Annotated in this window: 29 protein-coding genes; all 29 read right to left on the reverse strand. The window is 64.7% G+C overall.

Annotated features, from left to right (window positions below; translation table 11 throughout):
• Positions 1-3: 3 nt before the first annotated feature.
• Positions 4-171: a hypothetical protein gene (locus IEW02_RS08980; RefSeq protein ID WP_188544465.1), complete on the reverse strand. Its 168-nt coding sequence runs from the start codon at positions 169-171 to the stop codon at positions 4-6.
• On the reverse strand, positions 168-608 hold the full coding sequence (locus tag IEW02_RS08985) for a hypothetical protein (RefSeq protein WP_188544466.1): 441 nt from the start codon (positions 606-608) through the stop codon (positions 168-170). The genes IEW02_RS08980 and IEW02_RS08985 overlap by 4 nt, the downstream gene beginning before the upstream one ends.
• Positions 608-922 carry a hypothetical protein gene (locus IEW02_RS08990; protein ID WP_188544467.1) on the reverse strand — a complete coding sequence of 105 codons (315 nt, stop codon included), beginning with the start codon at positions 920-922 and terminating at the stop codon, positions 608-610. The genes IEW02_RS08985 and IEW02_RS08990 overlap by 1 nt, the downstream gene beginning before the upstream one ends.
• Positions 919-1,230, reverse strand: a complete 312-nt coding sequence (locus IEW02_RS08995; protein WP_188544468.1) for a hypothetical protein — start codon at positions 1,228-1,230, stop codon at positions 919-921. Before IEW02_RS08995 ends, IEW02_RS08990 begins: the two co-directional genes overlap by 4 nt.
• The gene (locus IEW02_RS09000) at positions 1,230-1,676 is read right to left on the reverse strand and encodes a hypothetical protein (protein WP_188544469.1); all 447 of its coding nucleotides are present in this window, start codon (positions 1,674-1,676) and stop codon (positions 1,230-1,232) included. Before IEW02_RS09000 ends, IEW02_RS08995 begins: the two co-directional genes overlap by 1 nt.
• A complete protein-coding gene (locus IEW02_RS25115) occupies positions 1,673-2,026 on the reverse strand; it encodes a hypothetical protein (RefSeq protein WP_229745907.1) in 354 nt (117 codons plus the stop codon). Before IEW02_RS25115 ends, IEW02_RS09000 begins: the two co-directional genes overlap by 4 nt.
• Entirely contained in the window at positions 2,023-2,520 is a 498-nt protein-coding gene (locus IEW02_RS09010; RefSeq protein WP_188544470.1) for a hypothetical protein, read from the reverse strand. The genes IEW02_RS25115 and IEW02_RS09010 overlap by 4 nt, the downstream gene beginning before the upstream one ends.
• Positions 2,521-2,815: 295 nt before the next feature.
• The gene (locus IEW02_RS09015) at positions 2,816-3,433 is read right to left on the reverse strand and encodes a hypothetical protein (RefSeq protein ID WP_188544471.1); all 618 of its coding nucleotides are present in this window, start codon (positions 3,431-3,433) and stop codon (positions 2,816-2,818) included.
• Positions 3,430-3,603, reverse strand: coding sequence for a hypothetical protein (locus IEW02_RS09020; protein ID WP_188544472.1), 174 nt, complete (start codon positions 3,601-3,603; stop codon positions 3,430-3,432). Before IEW02_RS09020 ends, IEW02_RS09015 begins: the two co-directional genes overlap by 4 nt.
• Positions 3,600-3,830 (reverse strand): zinc finger domain-containing protein, encoded by a 231-nt coding sequence (locus IEW02_RS25535; RefSeq protein ID WP_442978695.1) that lies wholly within the window; start codon positions 3,828-3,830, stop codon positions 3,600-3,602. Before IEW02_RS25535 ends, IEW02_RS09020 begins: the two co-directional genes overlap by 4 nt.
• Positions 3,831-4,022: 192 nt before the next feature.
• Positions 4,023-4,379, reverse strand: coding sequence for a hypothetical protein (locus IEW02_RS09025; RefSeq protein ID WP_188544473.1), 357 nt, complete (start codon positions 4,377-4,379; stop codon positions 4,023-4,025).
• Position 4,380: 1 nt separating this feature from the next.
• Positions 4,381-5,178: an HNH endonuclease gene (locus IEW02_RS09030; protein ID WP_188544474.1), complete on the reverse strand. Its 798-nt coding sequence runs from the start codon at positions 5,176-5,178 to the stop codon at positions 4,381-4,383.
• 216 nt (positions 5,179-5,394) lie between these two features.
• Positions 5,395-5,538, reverse strand: coding sequence for a hypothetical protein (locus IEW02_RS09035; protein ID WP_188544475.1), 144 nt, complete (start codon positions 5,536-5,538; stop codon positions 5,395-5,397).
• 103 nt (positions 5,539-5,641) lie between these two features.
• On the reverse strand, positions 5,642-5,860 hold the full coding sequence (locus tag IEW02_RS09040) for a DUF2188 domain-containing protein (protein WP_188544476.1): 219 nt from the start codon (positions 5,858-5,860) through the stop codon (positions 5,642-5,644).
• A gap of 1 nt (position 5,861) precedes the next feature.
• Positions 5,862-6,275 carry a DUF7171 family protein gene (locus IEW02_RS09045; RefSeq protein WP_188544477.1) on the reverse strand — a complete coding sequence of 138 codons (414 nt, stop codon included), beginning with the start codon at positions 6,273-6,275 and terminating at the stop codon, positions 5,862-5,864.
• A 41-nt stretch (positions 6,276-6,316) separates the two neighbouring features.
• Positions 6,317-6,622 (reverse strand): hypothetical protein, encoded by a 306-nt coding sequence (locus IEW02_RS09050; protein ID WP_188544478.1) that lies wholly within the window; start codon positions 6,620-6,622, stop codon positions 6,317-6,319.
• A complete protein-coding gene (locus IEW02_RS09055) occupies positions 6,619-7,560 on the reverse strand; it encodes a hypothetical protein (protein ID WP_188544479.1) in 942 nt (313 codons plus the stop codon). Before IEW02_RS09055 ends, IEW02_RS09050 begins: the two co-directional genes overlap by 4 nt.
• Complete coding sequence (locus IEW02_RS09060; RefSeq protein WP_188544480.1) at positions 7,557-8,414, reverse strand: PD-(D/E)XK nuclease-like domain-containing protein; 858 nt, start codon at positions 8,412-8,414, stop codon at positions 7,557-7,559. The genes IEW02_RS09055 and IEW02_RS09060 overlap by 4 nt, the downstream gene beginning before the upstream one ends.
• Positions 8,411-8,653, reverse strand: coding sequence for a hypothetical protein (locus tag IEW02_RS09065; RefSeq protein WP_188544481.1), 243 nt, complete (start codon positions 8,651-8,653; stop codon positions 8,411-8,413). Before IEW02_RS09065 ends, IEW02_RS09060 begins: the two co-directional genes overlap by 4 nt.
• Positions 8,653-8,997: a hypothetical protein gene (locus IEW02_RS09070; RefSeq protein ID WP_188544482.1), complete on the reverse strand. Its 345-nt coding sequence runs from the start codon at positions 8,995-8,997 to the stop codon at positions 8,653-8,655. The genes IEW02_RS09065 and IEW02_RS09070 overlap by 1 nt, the downstream gene beginning before the upstream one ends.
• The gene (locus tag IEW02_RS09075; protein ID WP_188544483.1) at positions 8,994-10,433 is read right to left on the reverse strand and encodes a DNA cytosine methyltransferase; all 1,440 of its coding nucleotides are present in this window, start codon (positions 10,431-10,433) and stop codon (positions 8,994-8,996) included. The genes IEW02_RS09070 and IEW02_RS09075 overlap by 4 nt, the downstream gene beginning before the upstream one ends.
• A complete protein-coding gene (locus IEW02_RS09080; RefSeq protein ID WP_188544484.1) occupies positions 10,433-10,705 on the reverse strand; it encodes a hypothetical protein in 273 nt (90 codons plus the stop codon). Before IEW02_RS09080 ends, IEW02_RS09075 begins: the two co-directional genes overlap by 1 nt.
• Entirely contained in the window at positions 10,702-10,968 is a 267-nt protein-coding gene (locus IEW02_RS09085) for a hypothetical protein (protein WP_188544485.1), read from the reverse strand. The genes IEW02_RS09080 and IEW02_RS09085 overlap by 4 nt, the downstream gene beginning before the upstream one ends.
• Positions 10,968-11,510 carry a hypothetical protein gene (locus IEW02_RS09090; protein ID WP_188544486.1) on the reverse strand — a complete coding sequence of 181 codons (543 nt, stop codon included), beginning with the start codon at positions 11,508-11,510 and terminating at the stop codon, positions 10,968-10,970. Before IEW02_RS09090 ends, IEW02_RS09085 begins: the two co-directional genes overlap by 1 nt.
• Complete coding sequence (locus tag IEW02_RS09095; protein ID WP_188544487.1) at positions 11,507-11,647, reverse strand: hypothetical protein; 141 nt, start codon at positions 11,645-11,647, stop codon at positions 11,507-11,509. The genes IEW02_RS09090 and IEW02_RS09095 overlap by 4 nt, the downstream gene beginning before the upstream one ends.
• Positions 11,644-11,970 carry a hypothetical protein gene (locus IEW02_RS09100; protein ID WP_188544488.1) on the reverse strand — a complete coding sequence of 109 codons (327 nt, stop codon included), beginning with the start codon at positions 11,968-11,970 and terminating at the stop codon, positions 11,644-11,646. Before IEW02_RS09100 ends, IEW02_RS09095 begins: the two co-directional genes overlap by 4 nt.
• A gap of 79 nt (positions 11,971-12,049) precedes the next feature.
• Entirely contained in the window at positions 12,050-12,223 is a 174-nt protein-coding gene (locus tag IEW02_RS09105; RefSeq protein WP_188544489.1) for a hypothetical protein, read from the reverse strand.
• On the reverse strand, positions 12,220-12,426 hold the full coding sequence (locus IEW02_RS09110; protein ID WP_188544490.1) for a helix-turn-helix domain-containing protein: 207 nt from the start codon (positions 12,424-12,426) through the stop codon (positions 12,220-12,222). Before IEW02_RS09110 ends, IEW02_RS09105 begins: the two co-directional genes overlap by 4 nt.
• Positions 12,423-12,713, reverse strand: coding sequence for a helix-turn-helix domain-containing protein (locus tag IEW02_RS09115; RefSeq protein WP_308933167.1), 291 nt, complete (start codon positions 12,711-12,713; stop codon positions 12,423-12,425). The genes IEW02_RS09110 and IEW02_RS09115 overlap by 4 nt, the downstream gene beginning before the upstream one ends.
• Positions 12,714-12,867: the final 154 nt, after the last annotated feature.

Genomic DNA, 12,867 nt, shown 5'->3' on the forward strand with positions numbered 1-12,867 from the left:
CCGTCATCGTGCTGCCCCTTCCATGCAGTCGGGGTGACCGCAGAAGCAGATGGTGAGGGAGCGATCGTTGAGGTACACGAGCAGTTCGGACAGCGGCACCCACCTGGTGCCGCCTGCTTTCTCGACGGCGCGGCGGAAGCGTTCGGTACGGCCGAGGGGGAGTGCCTTCACGTGCGCGGTGGGTAGAAGATGAGGCCGGGTCGGTCCTGATCCGGCCCGTCGTCGCCGTACCAACCTGAGGGGCGGCTGTCTTCGTACAGTGAGTAGCCGAGGAAGTCACCCGGGAAGCCGTGGATGAACGGCACGATCCACTCGACGAAGCTGTCGATCTCGGATCCGTAGTTCTTCAGCGATGAGTGGATGAACAACTCGGGCCGTTCGTGGTGCTGCTTGTTACCGCGGTTGAAGCCGAGTCCGCGCGTCTGGATGTACGCCGCTTCTCCTCCCCAAATGACGGAGCGCCACCGGTCGGTCTTGAAGAAGTCGTGGTTGTCGAATGGGCCGGGGTTGACGTGTTCGTGGTTGGCGTATCGGTCGAACCAGTCGACGAGCGGGCCGTCGAATTCTTCGAGTTCGGCTCGGAAGAAGAACTCGGTGCGCATTCCCATCAGACGGGCTCGTAGGTGGCGGCGAAGATCCCGCCCTCGCAGGCGTAGAACTCGCCCTGCACGCCACGGATGAACACGTAGTCGGGCGGATACTTGATCCATCCTTCGAGGGTTTTAACGCTCAGAGAGGGTTCATCCTCGGCTTCGAGGACCGCGCCAGTTTCGAAGCGGTGCTCGGGTTGCGGATCCAGGTAGCGAGCTGAGCCGCCATGAGAGAGAACCCAGTCGATGATTGGAGTGGCACCTGAAGCGGTTCCATCCCAGAACACTGCCTGTATCTCGACGGGCTTCTTGCGGTATGTCTTCGCGGTCATATCGTGACTCCGATTTGGTTGAGGATCTTGACCCACCAGGGGCGGCGGTCGATGGGGTCGGGGCGTAGCCACGGGTCGGGGTCACCTTCGATGGACCATGTGGTGTCGGCGGGTGCGCACCAGCCACCGGGTGCGGTGAGGAACAGCGGGCGTGGCTCGATGGGCGCGGGCCGCTTCAGTCCGGGAGTGGAGCGCAGCACCAACCGCGTCGGATAGCGCACTTTCCCCACGTACAGGTCGGTGGGGAAGAACAGCGGCGGCCCGTCAGCGATGACGCCGGGCCCGTCGCCCATCACGGTGTCGGTCATCAGCGCCCGAACTTCGCTATGTACGCCGCGACGCACTCACTGCATGCACAGAGCACCTCGCGGACCACCTGCCCGCTGTTGTCCCGCACAACGATCTCGGCTGGGCCACTTGATGGGGTGCCTTCGAGTTCAACAGGCGGCGACGCGGCCTCGGCCCACTTGCGGGCCTGACGCTGCGACATGAACTCGGCAACATCGTCTCGTCCGTCCTCAAGCACTTCCGCTCCGAACGTCACGTTGCCGGTGGGTTGCACGAACCCTTCGCCCATCGCGGGACGGTCAGCGGCATCGGTTGGGATGACGATCCCGTCGGCCACGTCGGCGAGGTACGCGAGACGGTCACGGTCTGCCGACCACAGCGACTCGGGCCGCGACGCAGCGAGCGAGCGCGCTTCGATGGGTGTCAGCTCGATCATCACGCGGTGCATCCCCGCCCACGCCTTCATGGGCGTGTCCTGGCGTCGATGACGGCCTGCCGGACGAAGCAGTCCTTCGCCTCCAACAGCTTGCGGAGGCCCGTGGTCAGCTCGGGGCCGGAACCCAATGCACCCGACATGTACGCTGCGACCTCTGCCAGCTGCTTCGACACTTCCTGCAGATGCGGCGGCAGGTGCTGGTACTCGAAGAGATCGATCAGGTGCTGCGTGGCCGGGTGCAACGCGGACTTGGGATCTGTTCGACCGATGGCGTCGATCGCGCTGTTCGGGCCCGCGACGGTGATCGGGTGGCGGAACGGGTGCGGGTGCGCAGGGTGGCCGCACGTGGTGCACGTGACATTGCCGAGGACATCGCTCATGCCTGTACCTCGTGCTTCACCAGGTCCACACCGGCCGGCTCCGGCAACACAGGTTCCCCACCAGCCTTCGCCGCGATCGCATCGGCCATCGCCTGAATCTCCGCATCGAACTGCGACGACACCACCACGGAGGCTTCCACCTTCACCGCAGCGTCGACACCGTGCAGCTTCGCCCGCCGGTCGATGATCGCCCGACCCGCCTGCACCGTCTGCGCGAACCCCATGGCGTTGCGATCGCCGTTGACGATGCGGTCCTCCACCTGGTCCCACAGCCACGCGAGCTGCTCGTCGAGCTTCGCCCGGTACGAGTCGACGTCCTTCGTCTCGATCCGGTTCGCCAGGCGTGCCACGGCGCGCTGGGCAGCCTGCATGCTCGAGTAGCCAAGGGCGTCCGCGATTTCCTGCCACTGCGCGGAACTGTCACGACGCATCCGCAAAGCTTCGAGCGCCTTCTCACGGTCACTCAGCCGGTTCGGGCTGGTCGTGTTCGTCATCGCGGTCCCTCACCGTCAGTCATCGCGTTGACGTACGCGGTGTGCAGCCGCGTGTTGTGACCTTCGAGCTCGCGTATGCGAGCGATGAGCGTCTCCACGTCTTCGCGGCGCTCACCCCGTTCAGGTCGCCACAGAACCGCTGTGTCAACCTCCCACTCGGGTTGGCAGCAAGGACCGTCGCAGGCGCAGTCGTTCCTGTCGGCATCATCCAGGTAGATGCACCCGCAGAATTCGGGGCAGGCGGTCAGATGTTCGCGGTCTGCTCGATCTTGAATGGCGTCGAGGTCCAGAGTGGTCATGGTGTGTCTCCGCTCATCCGGTCTTGCTGGTTCGTGGTGGGGGTACTGATCACTGTATCCGCGTCAGTTCGGAGCTGCGGCGGCCAGTCGATTTTGGTGAGGGCGAGCTTGTGTCGTTCGAGGATGGGGAAGGGGAGGGGGATCTTGGTGTGTTGGGCTGCGATGGTGGCGAGGCCGAGGGAGTCGGCGGCGTCGTCGGTGGGCAGTTCGGTGGTGGGCCACATGCGTGCGATGGCGGCGACGACGGCAGCTTTGGGTGCGTTGCCTTTGTCGCAGACGAATTTTTTCAGGGTGGCGGGTGGGCACACGGCGAGGGGGATGTCGAGGTGGTCGAGTGCGTCTGAGATGAGCCACCAGAGGTGGTGGCGTTCGTCGGTGCCGGGATTGTTGCTGGCGTAGCTGATGCCTTCGAGGACAACGAGGGTGGTGTTGCGGGGGATGGTGTTCATGATGCGGTTTCGGATGTCGCGGATGCGTGCGCCTTTGGTGGCGCGGGTGTCGGTGCGGTGTCCGCGGCTGGTGACGAGGTGGACGATGGGGTCGGGGCGGTTCGTTGCGATGTGGGCGATGCCCGTGCAGACGAGGGACAGGTCGAGGCCTATCACGGTGGTCACTTGTCGGCCCACCCGCCGTTGAGGTAATCCTCGAATTGGATCGCGAACTTGATGGTTTGGTCGGTGGTGACCTGGTTCGTGCGGGCGGCTGAGGCGATGATCGTGGTGGCGTGGGCGAGGGCTAGTTCGCGTGTGGCGCGGTCCGAGGGACGTGGTCTGGGTGCGGTCATGAATCCTCCTGTGTCGGTTCGGCGTTGAGGCGTTGGATGCGTTCGGCTCGTTTGAGCCGGGAGTGGTGCGCAGGGAAGTTCGTGACGGGTACGCGTTCCCCGGTGTGCGGGTCAGCGCGGGTGCAGGTTTCGCCGGCTGATGCTTTGCATGATTGGCACGCAACGGTTTCGGCGAACCCTCGGTCGGTGAGCTGATCGAGGCTGGGGGTGCGGCGGCCGTCAGGCATGTGCGCTCACCTCGGACGAAAATCTGGCCCGAATTCGTGCGCGTGGCTTAGGTGAGACAACGATCTTTTGCTTTAGTTGGTGTCTACGTAAGTCCGTCCGTCCGTTCGTCCGTACGTTAAAGCCATTGTCAAACGAAACTGGCAAACCGGGTGGGTGCCATCCGGTTGCTACACGTTTTGCCATATGGCAAATCAGTTGTCCCATCGGGCTTGTGCTCCCTTCTTGCCAGCCTCGGATCGGATGTCCGACAGCACCTGCTGGGTCGCTCCGACGACGTTGCGGTTGCCCCAGTTCTTGATGCGGTAGCCACCTTCGACGCATTCCCAAAGCTCGGCCATGACAAGGAGTTTGGCGTCGGCCTGGGTGCCGTGGATGAAGGGGAGCGCGGCGCGTTTGATGACTCCGTCAGTGCCGTGGCCGGCGGCGTAGGCGATGGACATGCAGTACACGAACCCGGCCTGTTTGCCCTTCGATCCGCCGTCGAGAAGTGTGAGAACTTTGTCGTGCGTGTTGATGTTCGTATCTAGTCGTACCCATGGCAGTCCCACGTCAGCCCTCGATTCCGGCGAGCGCTGCTGTGTCGATGATGTTGTCCCGCTTCCAGCTGGACATCTCTACCGCGTCGAGCCATGCGTCGTGGTATTTCGCGCTGAGCAACTGGCACAGCGGGCCGCCGCAGAACTCCGACCCGCATTCGCATTCCGGGATCGAGTAGTCGCCTTCGTAAAGCTGCCTGTGGCGTGTGTTCACCTGGTCCCAGTACGCGCGGATCTTGTCGTCATCGAGACGGAGACCGCCTACCCGTGGCGATGCTTCGATCCCGGTGATGGCGGCGGCTGCGTCCTCGATCTGACGGGCTCGTTTCCAGCAGCATCCGCAGAAGTAGTTCCAGCGGCTGCCATTGACTCCGCTCGCGCCCTGGGCGACTTCGGCCATCTCCAGGATGGTTGCTTCGTCGAGGCCCGCTGCGAGGAACGCACGGATGGAATTACGGAAGTTCGACGGCAGGGTGTACACCCATGTGGCTTGCAGGGCATCGCTGACAGTGGCAAGTCGTTCGCGAGCGGCGGAGTGTTCCTGCGCTGCTGTGAGCTTGGCCTGGTGCCACGCGGTGGTGTGTGTGCTGATGTCCTCGACGGTGGGCGCCGAGAGAATTGTGGCGCTCTTGCCGCTGTTGCAATCACTGCAGGCGGTGACGAGGTTGGTGGGGTGGTCGGTGCCGCCCAGCGTTTTAGCTGTGACGTGGTCGACCTGCAATGTGACATTCGGTGCAGTGGCTCCGCAGTAGCGGCAGGTGTGGTTGTCGCGACGGAGGATCTCAAATCGGAGCCGCTTGCTTACGGTCATCGGGTGACTCGTAATGGTGACTGTTCACTGTGTCCACGTACGAGCGTGACAGTGTCGGTGGTAGGCCATAGCATTGTGCCTACTCACCCCCTTTCGCGTAGGTCATCGGGGTGGGTCGTGCCCCCGGCTGTTGTCCGCAGCGCGGGGGCAGTTCGTCCCACCATACCGACCGGCGCGCCGGAAACGGTGCTGACTGTATCCGCGTCGAACAAGATGTCAGTCCTCCTGGGTGAGTAAGAAGTGCTCGTACGCGGTGGGGTCGAGGCCGGCGAGTTTGTCTGCGGTGTCGTCGGTGGCGGCGCGGATCACTCCTATGACGCCGGCGAGGATGATCAGCCCGCACACGATGTAGAACGTCACCAGTCGGCCAGTGTGTCGGCGGCGGCGGTGAGCATGATGGCGACGCCGGTGGCCACCCCGGCGGCCGCGAGGAGCGCTGTCCCCACGGCCACCCGAGCGAGAGTCACAGCGAGTCGTGCAGCTCGTGCACCAGGCCGTCGCGCTCGAACGTACGGAGCTTCGTCGGCGTCTGGTCCAGTGCACGGCGAGCGGCCTTGACCGCGTCGGCGCGGCGAGTGAAAGTCTGTCCGCCCTTGGCCAACACTCCGCCGTTGCTGGCGAACAGGGTCCAGGTCCAGCCGTCGATACCGTCGAACTCGACATCCACTTTGCGTGCGGCCATGTCAGTTGTCCTTTCCGGAGAACGACGGTCCGCCGTCGAATTCTGTTGCGGCGGGCGGCGTGTCGTTGTCAGAGTCAGTGTTGGAGTTGCTGTCAGAGTTGCTGTCAGAGTCGGTGTAGTCGCCGTACTCGCCGCCACCCTCGCCGTCGTAGTCGAGCTCGGGGTCAGCTGCGGGCTTGTCGACCGACTTGCCTAGTTCGGCGTTCACCACCCGCCATTTCACGTGGGTGCGTTCGCCATCTTCGATGGTCTCTTTGCCGGAGGCGCGGCAGATGACGGTGATGGTCATCGTGCGCATCTCGTTGACTTCGGCGATGTGCTCGAACTGGTCGGTGGGGGAGCCGGAGAAGGAGTACTTCGCCATGCCGTCGACGGTGGACTTGTCTCCGTTGGGGTTGGTCTTGACGATGGCCATGCTGGTGGTGCCTTCCTATCGGGGGTGGGTGGAGCAGGGGGTCAGTAGCGGGGGTGCTGCGGTTTGAATGGCGGCAATCCGCCACCTCCACCGCCACCGCCACCACCGCCGTAGCCGGGGCCTCCGTTGCCGCCGTGGCCTCCGTTCGCGCTGTGGTAGTGCACGGTCGATGCCTTCGGTGTCTGCTCGCGCAGTTCGGCCTGGGCGGCGAGGATCGCGATGGCGGTGGCGGCCGCCGCGGTCACGAGGATGCGGGTGCCGTCATCTGGGTGCAGGCGCTCCACACTCGCGAGGGCCTGCCGCGCGAGACTGAGCGACTCGGCTGCGAGCTCGTCAGCGGTGGTCACTGACCGGCTTCCTTCGCCTGCTCCGACTCCAGGTAGGTGATCAGGTCTCCGGCCTCGACGCGGGTCAGTTCCTTCGACGAACCGATCGGGCGGTGGAACGTGTTCGACAAGTATTCGAGCTTCGCTTCGCGGGTGTCGAGCTTCTCCTCCTTCAGCAGGATGTTCAGCTTCGTCACCTGCGCCTGCGTGGCCATCGCGACCGCGTCGTCGCTGGTCTGCTCGGTGGTCGGCGGCTGCTCGTCGGCCGGGGCCTCCTGCAGGTGTGAGATGTCGGTCGGTTCCGGCTCGGCTGCGGAGGTGATACCAAGACGTTCCTGCCAGCCCTGCTGCACCTCCACGTGCCGTGGGGTGTTCGCGTAGTGCTCGAGCTCCAACTCTTCGCGGGAGAACGCGATGCCGAGGAGAACGTCGGGTGCGATCTTCCGGCAGATTTCGGTGGCCGCTTTGGCGTACAGCATGGCCTGCGGGTCGGTGTCGTACTTCTTGTTGCTGGTGTACCCGGCTTTGCGGGCCCGCTCGTACGTCCAGGTGGATCGTTCGATGTGGTCGTCGCCGCGCAGCTGCCCGCACACGGTGACGGACTGGTCGGTGGATTCTTCGGTCCACAGTTTGTGGCCGCGGGACTTCACCAGCGCGACCATCGTGCGGGCGTAGATGGCGGGGGAGCCGTGCACCACGAATATCTGCTGCAGCGACTGGATGGGGTTGAGTCCGAGTTCGGCGCCGTAGAGAATCGCGGCTGCACCGTTGGCGGGCTTGCCGCGGTAGATGGCCGGCACGAGGTCGGATCCGCACATCGCGTCCGCCAGCTGCTTCGCAGTCGCCATCGTTTCGGCGTGGCGGACGAGCTGGGTGCGGGCGTCGTCGGAGACGGTGGGGGAGAGGATCTCCACACCGCCGGGGGCCTCGTACGCGGTGACGTCGGTACTGGTGCTCATTCGGATTCCTCCTGGTTGTATGCCCACTTCGGCAGGCTGATGGGGTAGATGGTCTGATCCCACGCGGGCCAGGTGTCGGTGGCGAGGCACTCGGCGTAGGTGTTGATGGCGCGACGGTTCTGTCGGCGGCCGAGCGCCACAGCTTCGGGGTCGAGTTCGACGACGGACACGAGGTAGGGCGCCGTCTTCTCCTGCACGATGAACACGAACGCGGGGTTGTCGTCGATACCGAGGGCGGTGACAGCGTCGACGTACCAGGCGTCTTGGCTGTGGTAGCCGTAGTCGAATGCTTTCTGCCCGAAGGCTTGTGGCTGCGCCGATGCGGACGTCTTGTAGTCGACGATCAGGTAGCGGTTTCCAATTTTGATCTGCCAATCGGGGCGCGCTCGGAGCATCACGCCGGTGGCGGGGTCGCGGTGGTACAGCGATTCCTCGGGTGTGCCGCCGGTGCTGAGGAGCGCGGATGCGATGGGGTGCTGACGGATCGCGGCGGCCATCGCGTGCACCTGGTGCACCTCGTGGGTCAGCAGCGGAATCATCCCGGCGAGGTGCGTTGCTTCGCGCTTCTCCTTTGCGGCCTTCGTCCGCCAGTCGGGGGCTTGCACTTCGATGATGGGTGCGCCGGCGCCGAGCACCATCATGTGTGCGGCGTGTCCGAAGTCGAAGGTGGCGGTGGAGGTGGGCGGGTTGTCCTGCTCCCACCGGAAGATGGCGGGGCACGACGGGTGCAGCAGTTGTCGTGCGCCGGTGGAGGAGAGGCTTCCACGGTCTGCGTGATAGACGGTGTCGGAGATGCCCTGATAAGCGCCTGGTTCTGTGGGGGCGGTGTCGAGTATCTGTGTGGCGGCGGTCATTCGATGTGTCCTCTCACGCAGCTCGCGCATTCGGTGGTGCCGTTGGTGGGGTTGCCGCAGGAGCAGGTGTGCGGCCTGCGGTTCGGTGTCAGGTAGGCGCCGATGGCTTTGTCGTCGCCGGGGCAGCGGATGCCACCGGTGTCGCAGTGCACCCGGTAGTGGTTGCCGAGTTTGTCGACGGCGGGTTCGAGGGCGAGGTGGCATCTTTCGCAGGTGGTGATGAGGTCGGTGACAGTCATCAGCGTCTCGCTTTCGCTCGGTTGGCGGATTGTCTGCGGAGGTGGTTGGCGCGGTCGGCGTTGTCGCGGCGCGCTTTTCGGCGGAACTCGTCTGCGCGGGGACAGGAGGAGAAGTGGCTGACGAACGTGGGGAGTCCAGCAGCGCGCATACCAGCGGCCTGGCCGGGGCGGATCACGTTGGCGTGCACCTTGTTGCCGGTGCCGGCGTACACGGCGAGGTTGCCGCGGTCGTCGGGTTCGACGTTGACGGGCATCCGCTCAGTCGTTTTCGTCTCGGCGAAGAAGATGCGCGCACCGCACGCCTTGCATGAGGTGACGTCCCGAGGGACGAACGGCTCCGTCATGCCGCCACCCCCAGCGATTCCGCCACGGCCGACACGAGGTCCCGCGCGGCCGGTGGTGTGACGGCGTTGCCAGCGAGGCGGACCTGTTCCCGCTTCGTTCCGAGCATGACGTAGCCCTCGGTGAACGCCATGCCCCGCGTGATCTCGGTGGGCGAGAGCATCCGGAACTGGCAGTCGTCGATCGAGATGGACTGCGCGAGTGCGAGACCGTGGTGATTCCCGTTCGCGGCGAACGTGTCGTACGGCTGCTCGACGAGCTTCGGTACGTTGTTCGCCCGCATCGGCACGACGAACGCGGTCTCGTTGCGAGTGGTCATCGTGCGCATCGGTTCTGCGGTCGAGGCCGCGACCTTGCCGTCGCGTCCTTCGACGGGGACCAGCAGCCCTTCGTTCTCGCGGGTGGTGCGAGCTCGCATGACGTCGTTGACTGATGTCGCGCTCTCGTTCCAGGTACCGCCCGCCGGGACGAGCAGTGCCTTCGACGGTGTGGTGTGGAGGGTGCGAAGGACGTCGTCGACTGACCACGTTCGAACGCCCGGTCGGCGCTCGAACGTGTTTCCCGCGACCTCGGCCGTGAACGGGGCGCAGAACTTGTCGAGCCCGGCCTGGACGCGCGCCATCGTCTTCGCCGCCAGCGGTCGATCACGGTCTCCGATGCGTTCGCCCTCGATGTTCCAATCGATGGCGGACGACGCGGGCAGCCATGCGGGTTCGACGACGGCGTTGCGGCACGCCACGTTCGGGCACCGCCAGACGTATTGGAAGCGGTAGCGGCCCCAGGGCTGCGGCTTCTTCCATCCCTGCATCGCGGTGACGGTCTCGTCGCACGTCGAGCAGTACGCGTGCGGGCGGGTCCACCGGTTCAGGTCCGGTGCGCGGTTGCCCTTGAGCCAGAACACGACGTACATCCGGTCCCTTGACTGCGGGGCCGGAAGGCCGGCGGCCTGGGCGTGCATCGAGTTCAGATACACGACCTGGTGCTCGTAGCCGAGCAGTGCCATTGCCTGCAGCCACGCTGGGAACAGCACCCAGCGGGCAGCGTCGACGACGTTCTCGGTGATGATCGCCCGATACCGGTGATGCTCGGCGAACCGCGGGACGTCCCACATTGTGGCCCGCGACCGGTCGGCCGCCTCGTCGGGCAACGTCTCGCCGAACAGGTCGGGAGTGGAATCGGCGTTGCGCTTCTTCCCCCGCGCCACGCTGTGATTCGTGCACTCCGGTGACGCCCACAGGATGTCCGTTTTCGGGTACCGGCGCGGGTCGGCCGCCGAGATGTCCGCCAGGGCGTGGTCGGCGTCGGGGTGGTTCGTGTTGTGCGTCTCGATGGCAAGGTCCCAGTGATTCATAGCGAGGCGCACTGAGACGCCAGGCACCTGAATCGCGCCGGTGCTCGAACCGCCTGCACCGCAGAACATGTCGGTCAAAGTGATCATCAGCTGGCCTTCGCCATCACTCGGCGCACCACCGCGACGCGGGCGTCGACGATCGCCTCGACTCGGTGAATCGTCGACAGCACAGGCTCATCCACCGGGGTGAACGCAGCCAGCGCCATCATGATCTGCGCGGCCTTCTCCGGTTGATTACGGCACTTCAGGATCAGCGAGTTGTACAGCTTCACGGGATCCTCGTCGCGGATCGCCACAGCCAACGCGAGTGCGTCGTCTGCGATGCGGTCGTGCACGGTGTCCGGCCGCCTCCCGGTCACAGCCCGACTCCGAGCGCATGGTCGATGCCGACGGCGTACGCGGCGTCGGCCGCTGCACCCGGGTCGTCATCCGTGCGAGGTGGGTCGACGACAAGCCACACCGCTTCGTAGGTGCCTTCGTCAGCGGAGTACTCCAACGTCAACACGGGCAGGTCGTCACGCTCATGGCGGTGGAACTCGGCGTACGTGGTTTCGCGCCAGGTGCCGCCACTGGAGTGCTTTCCAAGGAAAGCGGCCAGGTCCTGCAGGTCCTTCTTCTCCATCACGCACCGCCGAGCAGGTACGAGCCCCAAGCCGAGAGGCTGAGGGCGGCGAGGGTGGCGAGCATCACGACGGACGACGCCAGACCTTTGAAGCCAGGAGACTCACCCACCGGGTAATCCCGAGGCGGCCCATCGGCGGACGGATCGACAGGCGGCCCTGCGGGTGTGGGGTCGTACGTCACTCCGTAGTCGATGAGGAACGACACCATCCGCGTCAAATCCTCGATCGTGTTGTCGTCGGAGAACAACGCATCCGCTGTCTCTTCGTCGATGCCGAGCTCGCGTATTGCGTAGTCCTCGACGTGCATCAGCTCACCCGCCGGGGTGCGCACCACCGACGCACGGAAATGACTGTGCCCGTTGATGATGATGGTGTCGGTGTTGTCGTTGCTGCTGATGAACCGGCCACCGGCGAGGTACGACGCCCACCCGCCGAAGCAGCGAGCATCTTCGGTGCGCCACCACGACATGTCCAACTGGTCGGGGTGGTCGGTGACGTAGTTCAGGGTGCGTACGAACAATGCGTCGTTGACGGTGTTCATGCGACCACCACCAGTTCTCCGTTGTTCACGTGCCAAACCTCAAGTGGTGGTCGGAGTGTCGCGATGAGTGCGGTGCCTCCGTAGTACGCGAGGACCGACGCGGCGGCAGCTTCCCACAGGTATCCGATGAACCTCATGCGACGGCCTCCAGCGGCGCGGCCACGCTTCGCCCGGGCTGCACGTGAATCGCGATTGCGCCCGCAGGCAACGTCGCGACGGCGGACGGCGCCCACCCTTCGGGCAGATGCGTCGGATCCGCGGTCATCGTGAGACCGGCGTCGGACAGCGATTCGACGACGCTGCCGCAGTCGACGCCGAACGAGTTCGGGAACACGTTCAGCCCCGACTTGAGGTTGACTCGCAGCAGTTCGGCGAGAACGGGATTGATGTCGACGATGTCCGCGAGGCGCCGCAGATCCGACGCCAAGTTGGTGCCCGCCGATACAGTGGGGGAATCCATCAGGAGTGTTCCTTTCGAGGGTGTTCTTCTTGGTGGGGTGGCCGGTCGGGACGGGACTCCTGACCGGCCGACTTACGTTTCAGGCGACGAGTCGTCGCACACCCGGTTCCATCACTCGAGCGGTGTGGTGCACGTCCGGGTGCGGGGGAACCTCGTAGGTGATGCCGGCGGCCTGGTCGAGCTCGCGGCGGGCGACGACACGTTCGAGCAACGTCATCGAGTCGCGGCGGTCGGCCAGCTCCTGTTCGGTCATGCGCTGCGCAGCTTCCGTTTCGAGACCACGTCGCCGCGGATCCAAGCGTCGAGGTCGTCTACATGAATGCGCCATATCCCCTTGGGTGCGGTGCGCTGGTATCCGCGGAGGCGGCCGTCCCATAGGGCGTGGCGGATGGTGTTGATGTGCACGTCGGCGTAGTCGGCTGCCTGCTGCGGCGTCATCCACGGTGAGTTGCTCATGCCGGGACCTTCTGAGAGCGGATGATTCGTCCGCTAGCTGCGGATTGTTCGTTCACGAAAAGCAGCTCAATGGGTACTTCGAGCGCCTCCGCGATGCGAACGGCCAGCTCGTTCGTGCAGCTTTTCTTGTGACCCGAGCACAGGTGAGAGATGAAGCTCTTCGAGCAACCCGCATATCTGCCCAGACGATCCATCGAGAACCCCCTCTGCTTCATCAGGGCTCGGAGTGTGTCTTGCGAGGTGAGTCGCATCCAACTTCCCTTCGGCCATCGTCTGTATGACGCCATTGATGCTCCTTGGTAGACGGCTCGGTGTCAAGCAATTGCGGATGATTCTTACGCAGTCGGTAGACGGTAGTCAAGGAATTACATCAGTGTTTTTCCGCAGCCTGCGTATATGGGGCACAATCAGCGCGGATAGTTGGTAGACGGTCGTGACTGA

This window comes from Rhodococcoides trifolii (assembly GCF_014635345.1).
GTDB classification, from domain to species: domain Bacteria; phylum Actinomycetota; class Actinomycetes; order Mycobacteriales; family Mycobacteriaceae; genus Rhodococcoides; species Rhodococcoides trifolii.

What these genes read in the sequence shown, in the direction of transcription:
- IEW02_RS08985 (WP_188544466.1), bottom strand. Translation starts at nt 608, where the DNA reads ATGGGAATGCGCACCGAGTTCTTCTTCCGAGCCGAACTCGAAGAATTC.
- IEW02_RS08990 (WP_188544467.1), bottom strand. Translation starts at nt 922, where the DNA reads ATGACCGCGAAGACATACCGCAAGAAGCCCGTCGAGATACAGGCAGTG.
- IEW02_RS08995 (WP_188544468.1), bottom strand. Translation starts at nt 1,230, where the DNA reads ATGACCGACACCGTGATGGGCGACGGGCCCGGCGTCATCGCTGACGGG.
- IEW02_RS09000 (WP_188544469.1), bottom strand. Translation starts at nt 1,676, where the DNA reads ATGAAGGCGTGGGCGGGGATGCACCGCGTGATGATCGAGCTGACACCC.
- IEW02_RS25115 (WP_229745907.1), bottom strand. Translation starts at nt 2,026, where the DNA reads ATGAGCGATGTCCTCGGCAATGTCACGTGCACCACGTGCGGCCACCCT.
- IEW02_RS09010 (WP_188544470.1), bottom strand. Translation starts at nt 2,520, where the DNA reads ATGACGAACACGACCAGCCCGAACCGGCTGAGTGACCGTGAGAAGGCG.
- IEW02_RS09020 (WP_188544472.1), bottom strand. Translation starts at nt 3,603, where the DNA reads ATGACCGCACCCAGACCACGTCCCTCGGACCGCGCCACACGCGAACTA.
- IEW02_RS25535 (WP_442978695.1), bottom strand. Translation starts at nt 3,830, where the DNA reads ATGCCTGACGGCCGCCGCACCCCCAGCCTCGATCAGCTCACCGACCGA.
- IEW02_RS09030 (WP_188544474.1), bottom strand. Translation starts at nt 5,178, where the DNA reads ATGACCGTAAGCAAGCGGCTCCGATTTGAGATCCTCCGTCGCGACAAC.
- IEW02_RS09040 (WP_188544476.1), bottom strand. Translation starts at nt 5,860, where the DNA reads ATGGCCGCACGCAAAGTGGATGTCGAGTTCGACGGTATCGACGGCTGG.
- IEW02_RS09045 (WP_188544477.1), bottom strand. Translation starts at nt 6,275, where the DNA reads ATGGCCATCGTCAAGACCAACCCCAACGGAGACAAGTCCACCGTCGAC.
- IEW02_RS09055 (WP_188544479.1), bottom strand. Translation starts at nt 7,560, where the DNA reads ATGAGCACCAGTACCGACGTCACCGCGTACGAGGCCCCCGGCGGTGTG.
- IEW02_RS09060 (WP_188544480.1), bottom strand. Translation starts at nt 8,414, where the DNA reads ATGACCGCCGCCACACAGATACTCGACACCGCCCCCACAGAACCAGGC.
- IEW02_RS09065 (WP_188544481.1), bottom strand. Translation starts at nt 8,653, where the DNA reads ATGACTGTCACCGACCTCATCACCACCTGCGAAAGATGCCACCTCGCC.
- IEW02_RS09070 (WP_188544482.1), bottom strand. Translation starts at nt 8,997, where the DNA reads ATGACGGAGCCGTTCGTCCCTCGGGACGTCACCTCATGCAAGGCGTGC.
- IEW02_RS09075 (WP_188544483.1), bottom strand. Translation starts at nt 10,433, where the DNA reads ATGATCACTTTGACCGACATGTTCTGCGGTGCAGGCGGTTCGAGCACC.
- IEW02_RS09085 (WP_188544485.1), bottom strand. Translation starts at nt 10,968, where the DNA reads ATGGAGAAGAAGGACCTGCAGGACCTGGCCGCTTTCCTTGGAAAGCAC.
- IEW02_RS09090 (WP_188544486.1), bottom strand. Translation starts at nt 11,510, where the DNA reads ATGAACACCGTCAACGACGCATTGTTCGTACGCACCCTGAACTACGTC.
- IEW02_RS09095 (WP_188544487.1), bottom strand. Translation starts at nt 11,647, where the DNA reads ATGAGGTTCATCGGATACCTGTGGGAAGCTGCCGCCGCGTCGGTCCTC.
- IEW02_RS09100 (WP_188544488.1), bottom strand. Translation starts at nt 11,970, where the DNA reads ATGGATTCCCCCACTGTATCGGCGGGCACCAACTTGGCGTCGGATCTG.
- IEW02_RS09105 (WP_188544489.1), bottom strand. Translation starts at nt 12,223, where the DNA reads ATGACCGAACAGGAGCTGGCCGACCGCCGCGACTCGATGACGTTGCTC.
- IEW02_RS09110 (WP_188544490.1), bottom strand. Translation starts at nt 12,426, where the DNA reads ATGAGCAACTCACCGTGGATGACGCCGCAGCAGGCAGCCGACTACGCC.
- IEW02_RS09115 (WP_308933167.1), bottom strand. Translation starts at nt 12,713, where the DNA reads ATGGCGTCATACAGACGATGGCCGAAGGGAAGTTGGATGCGACTCACC.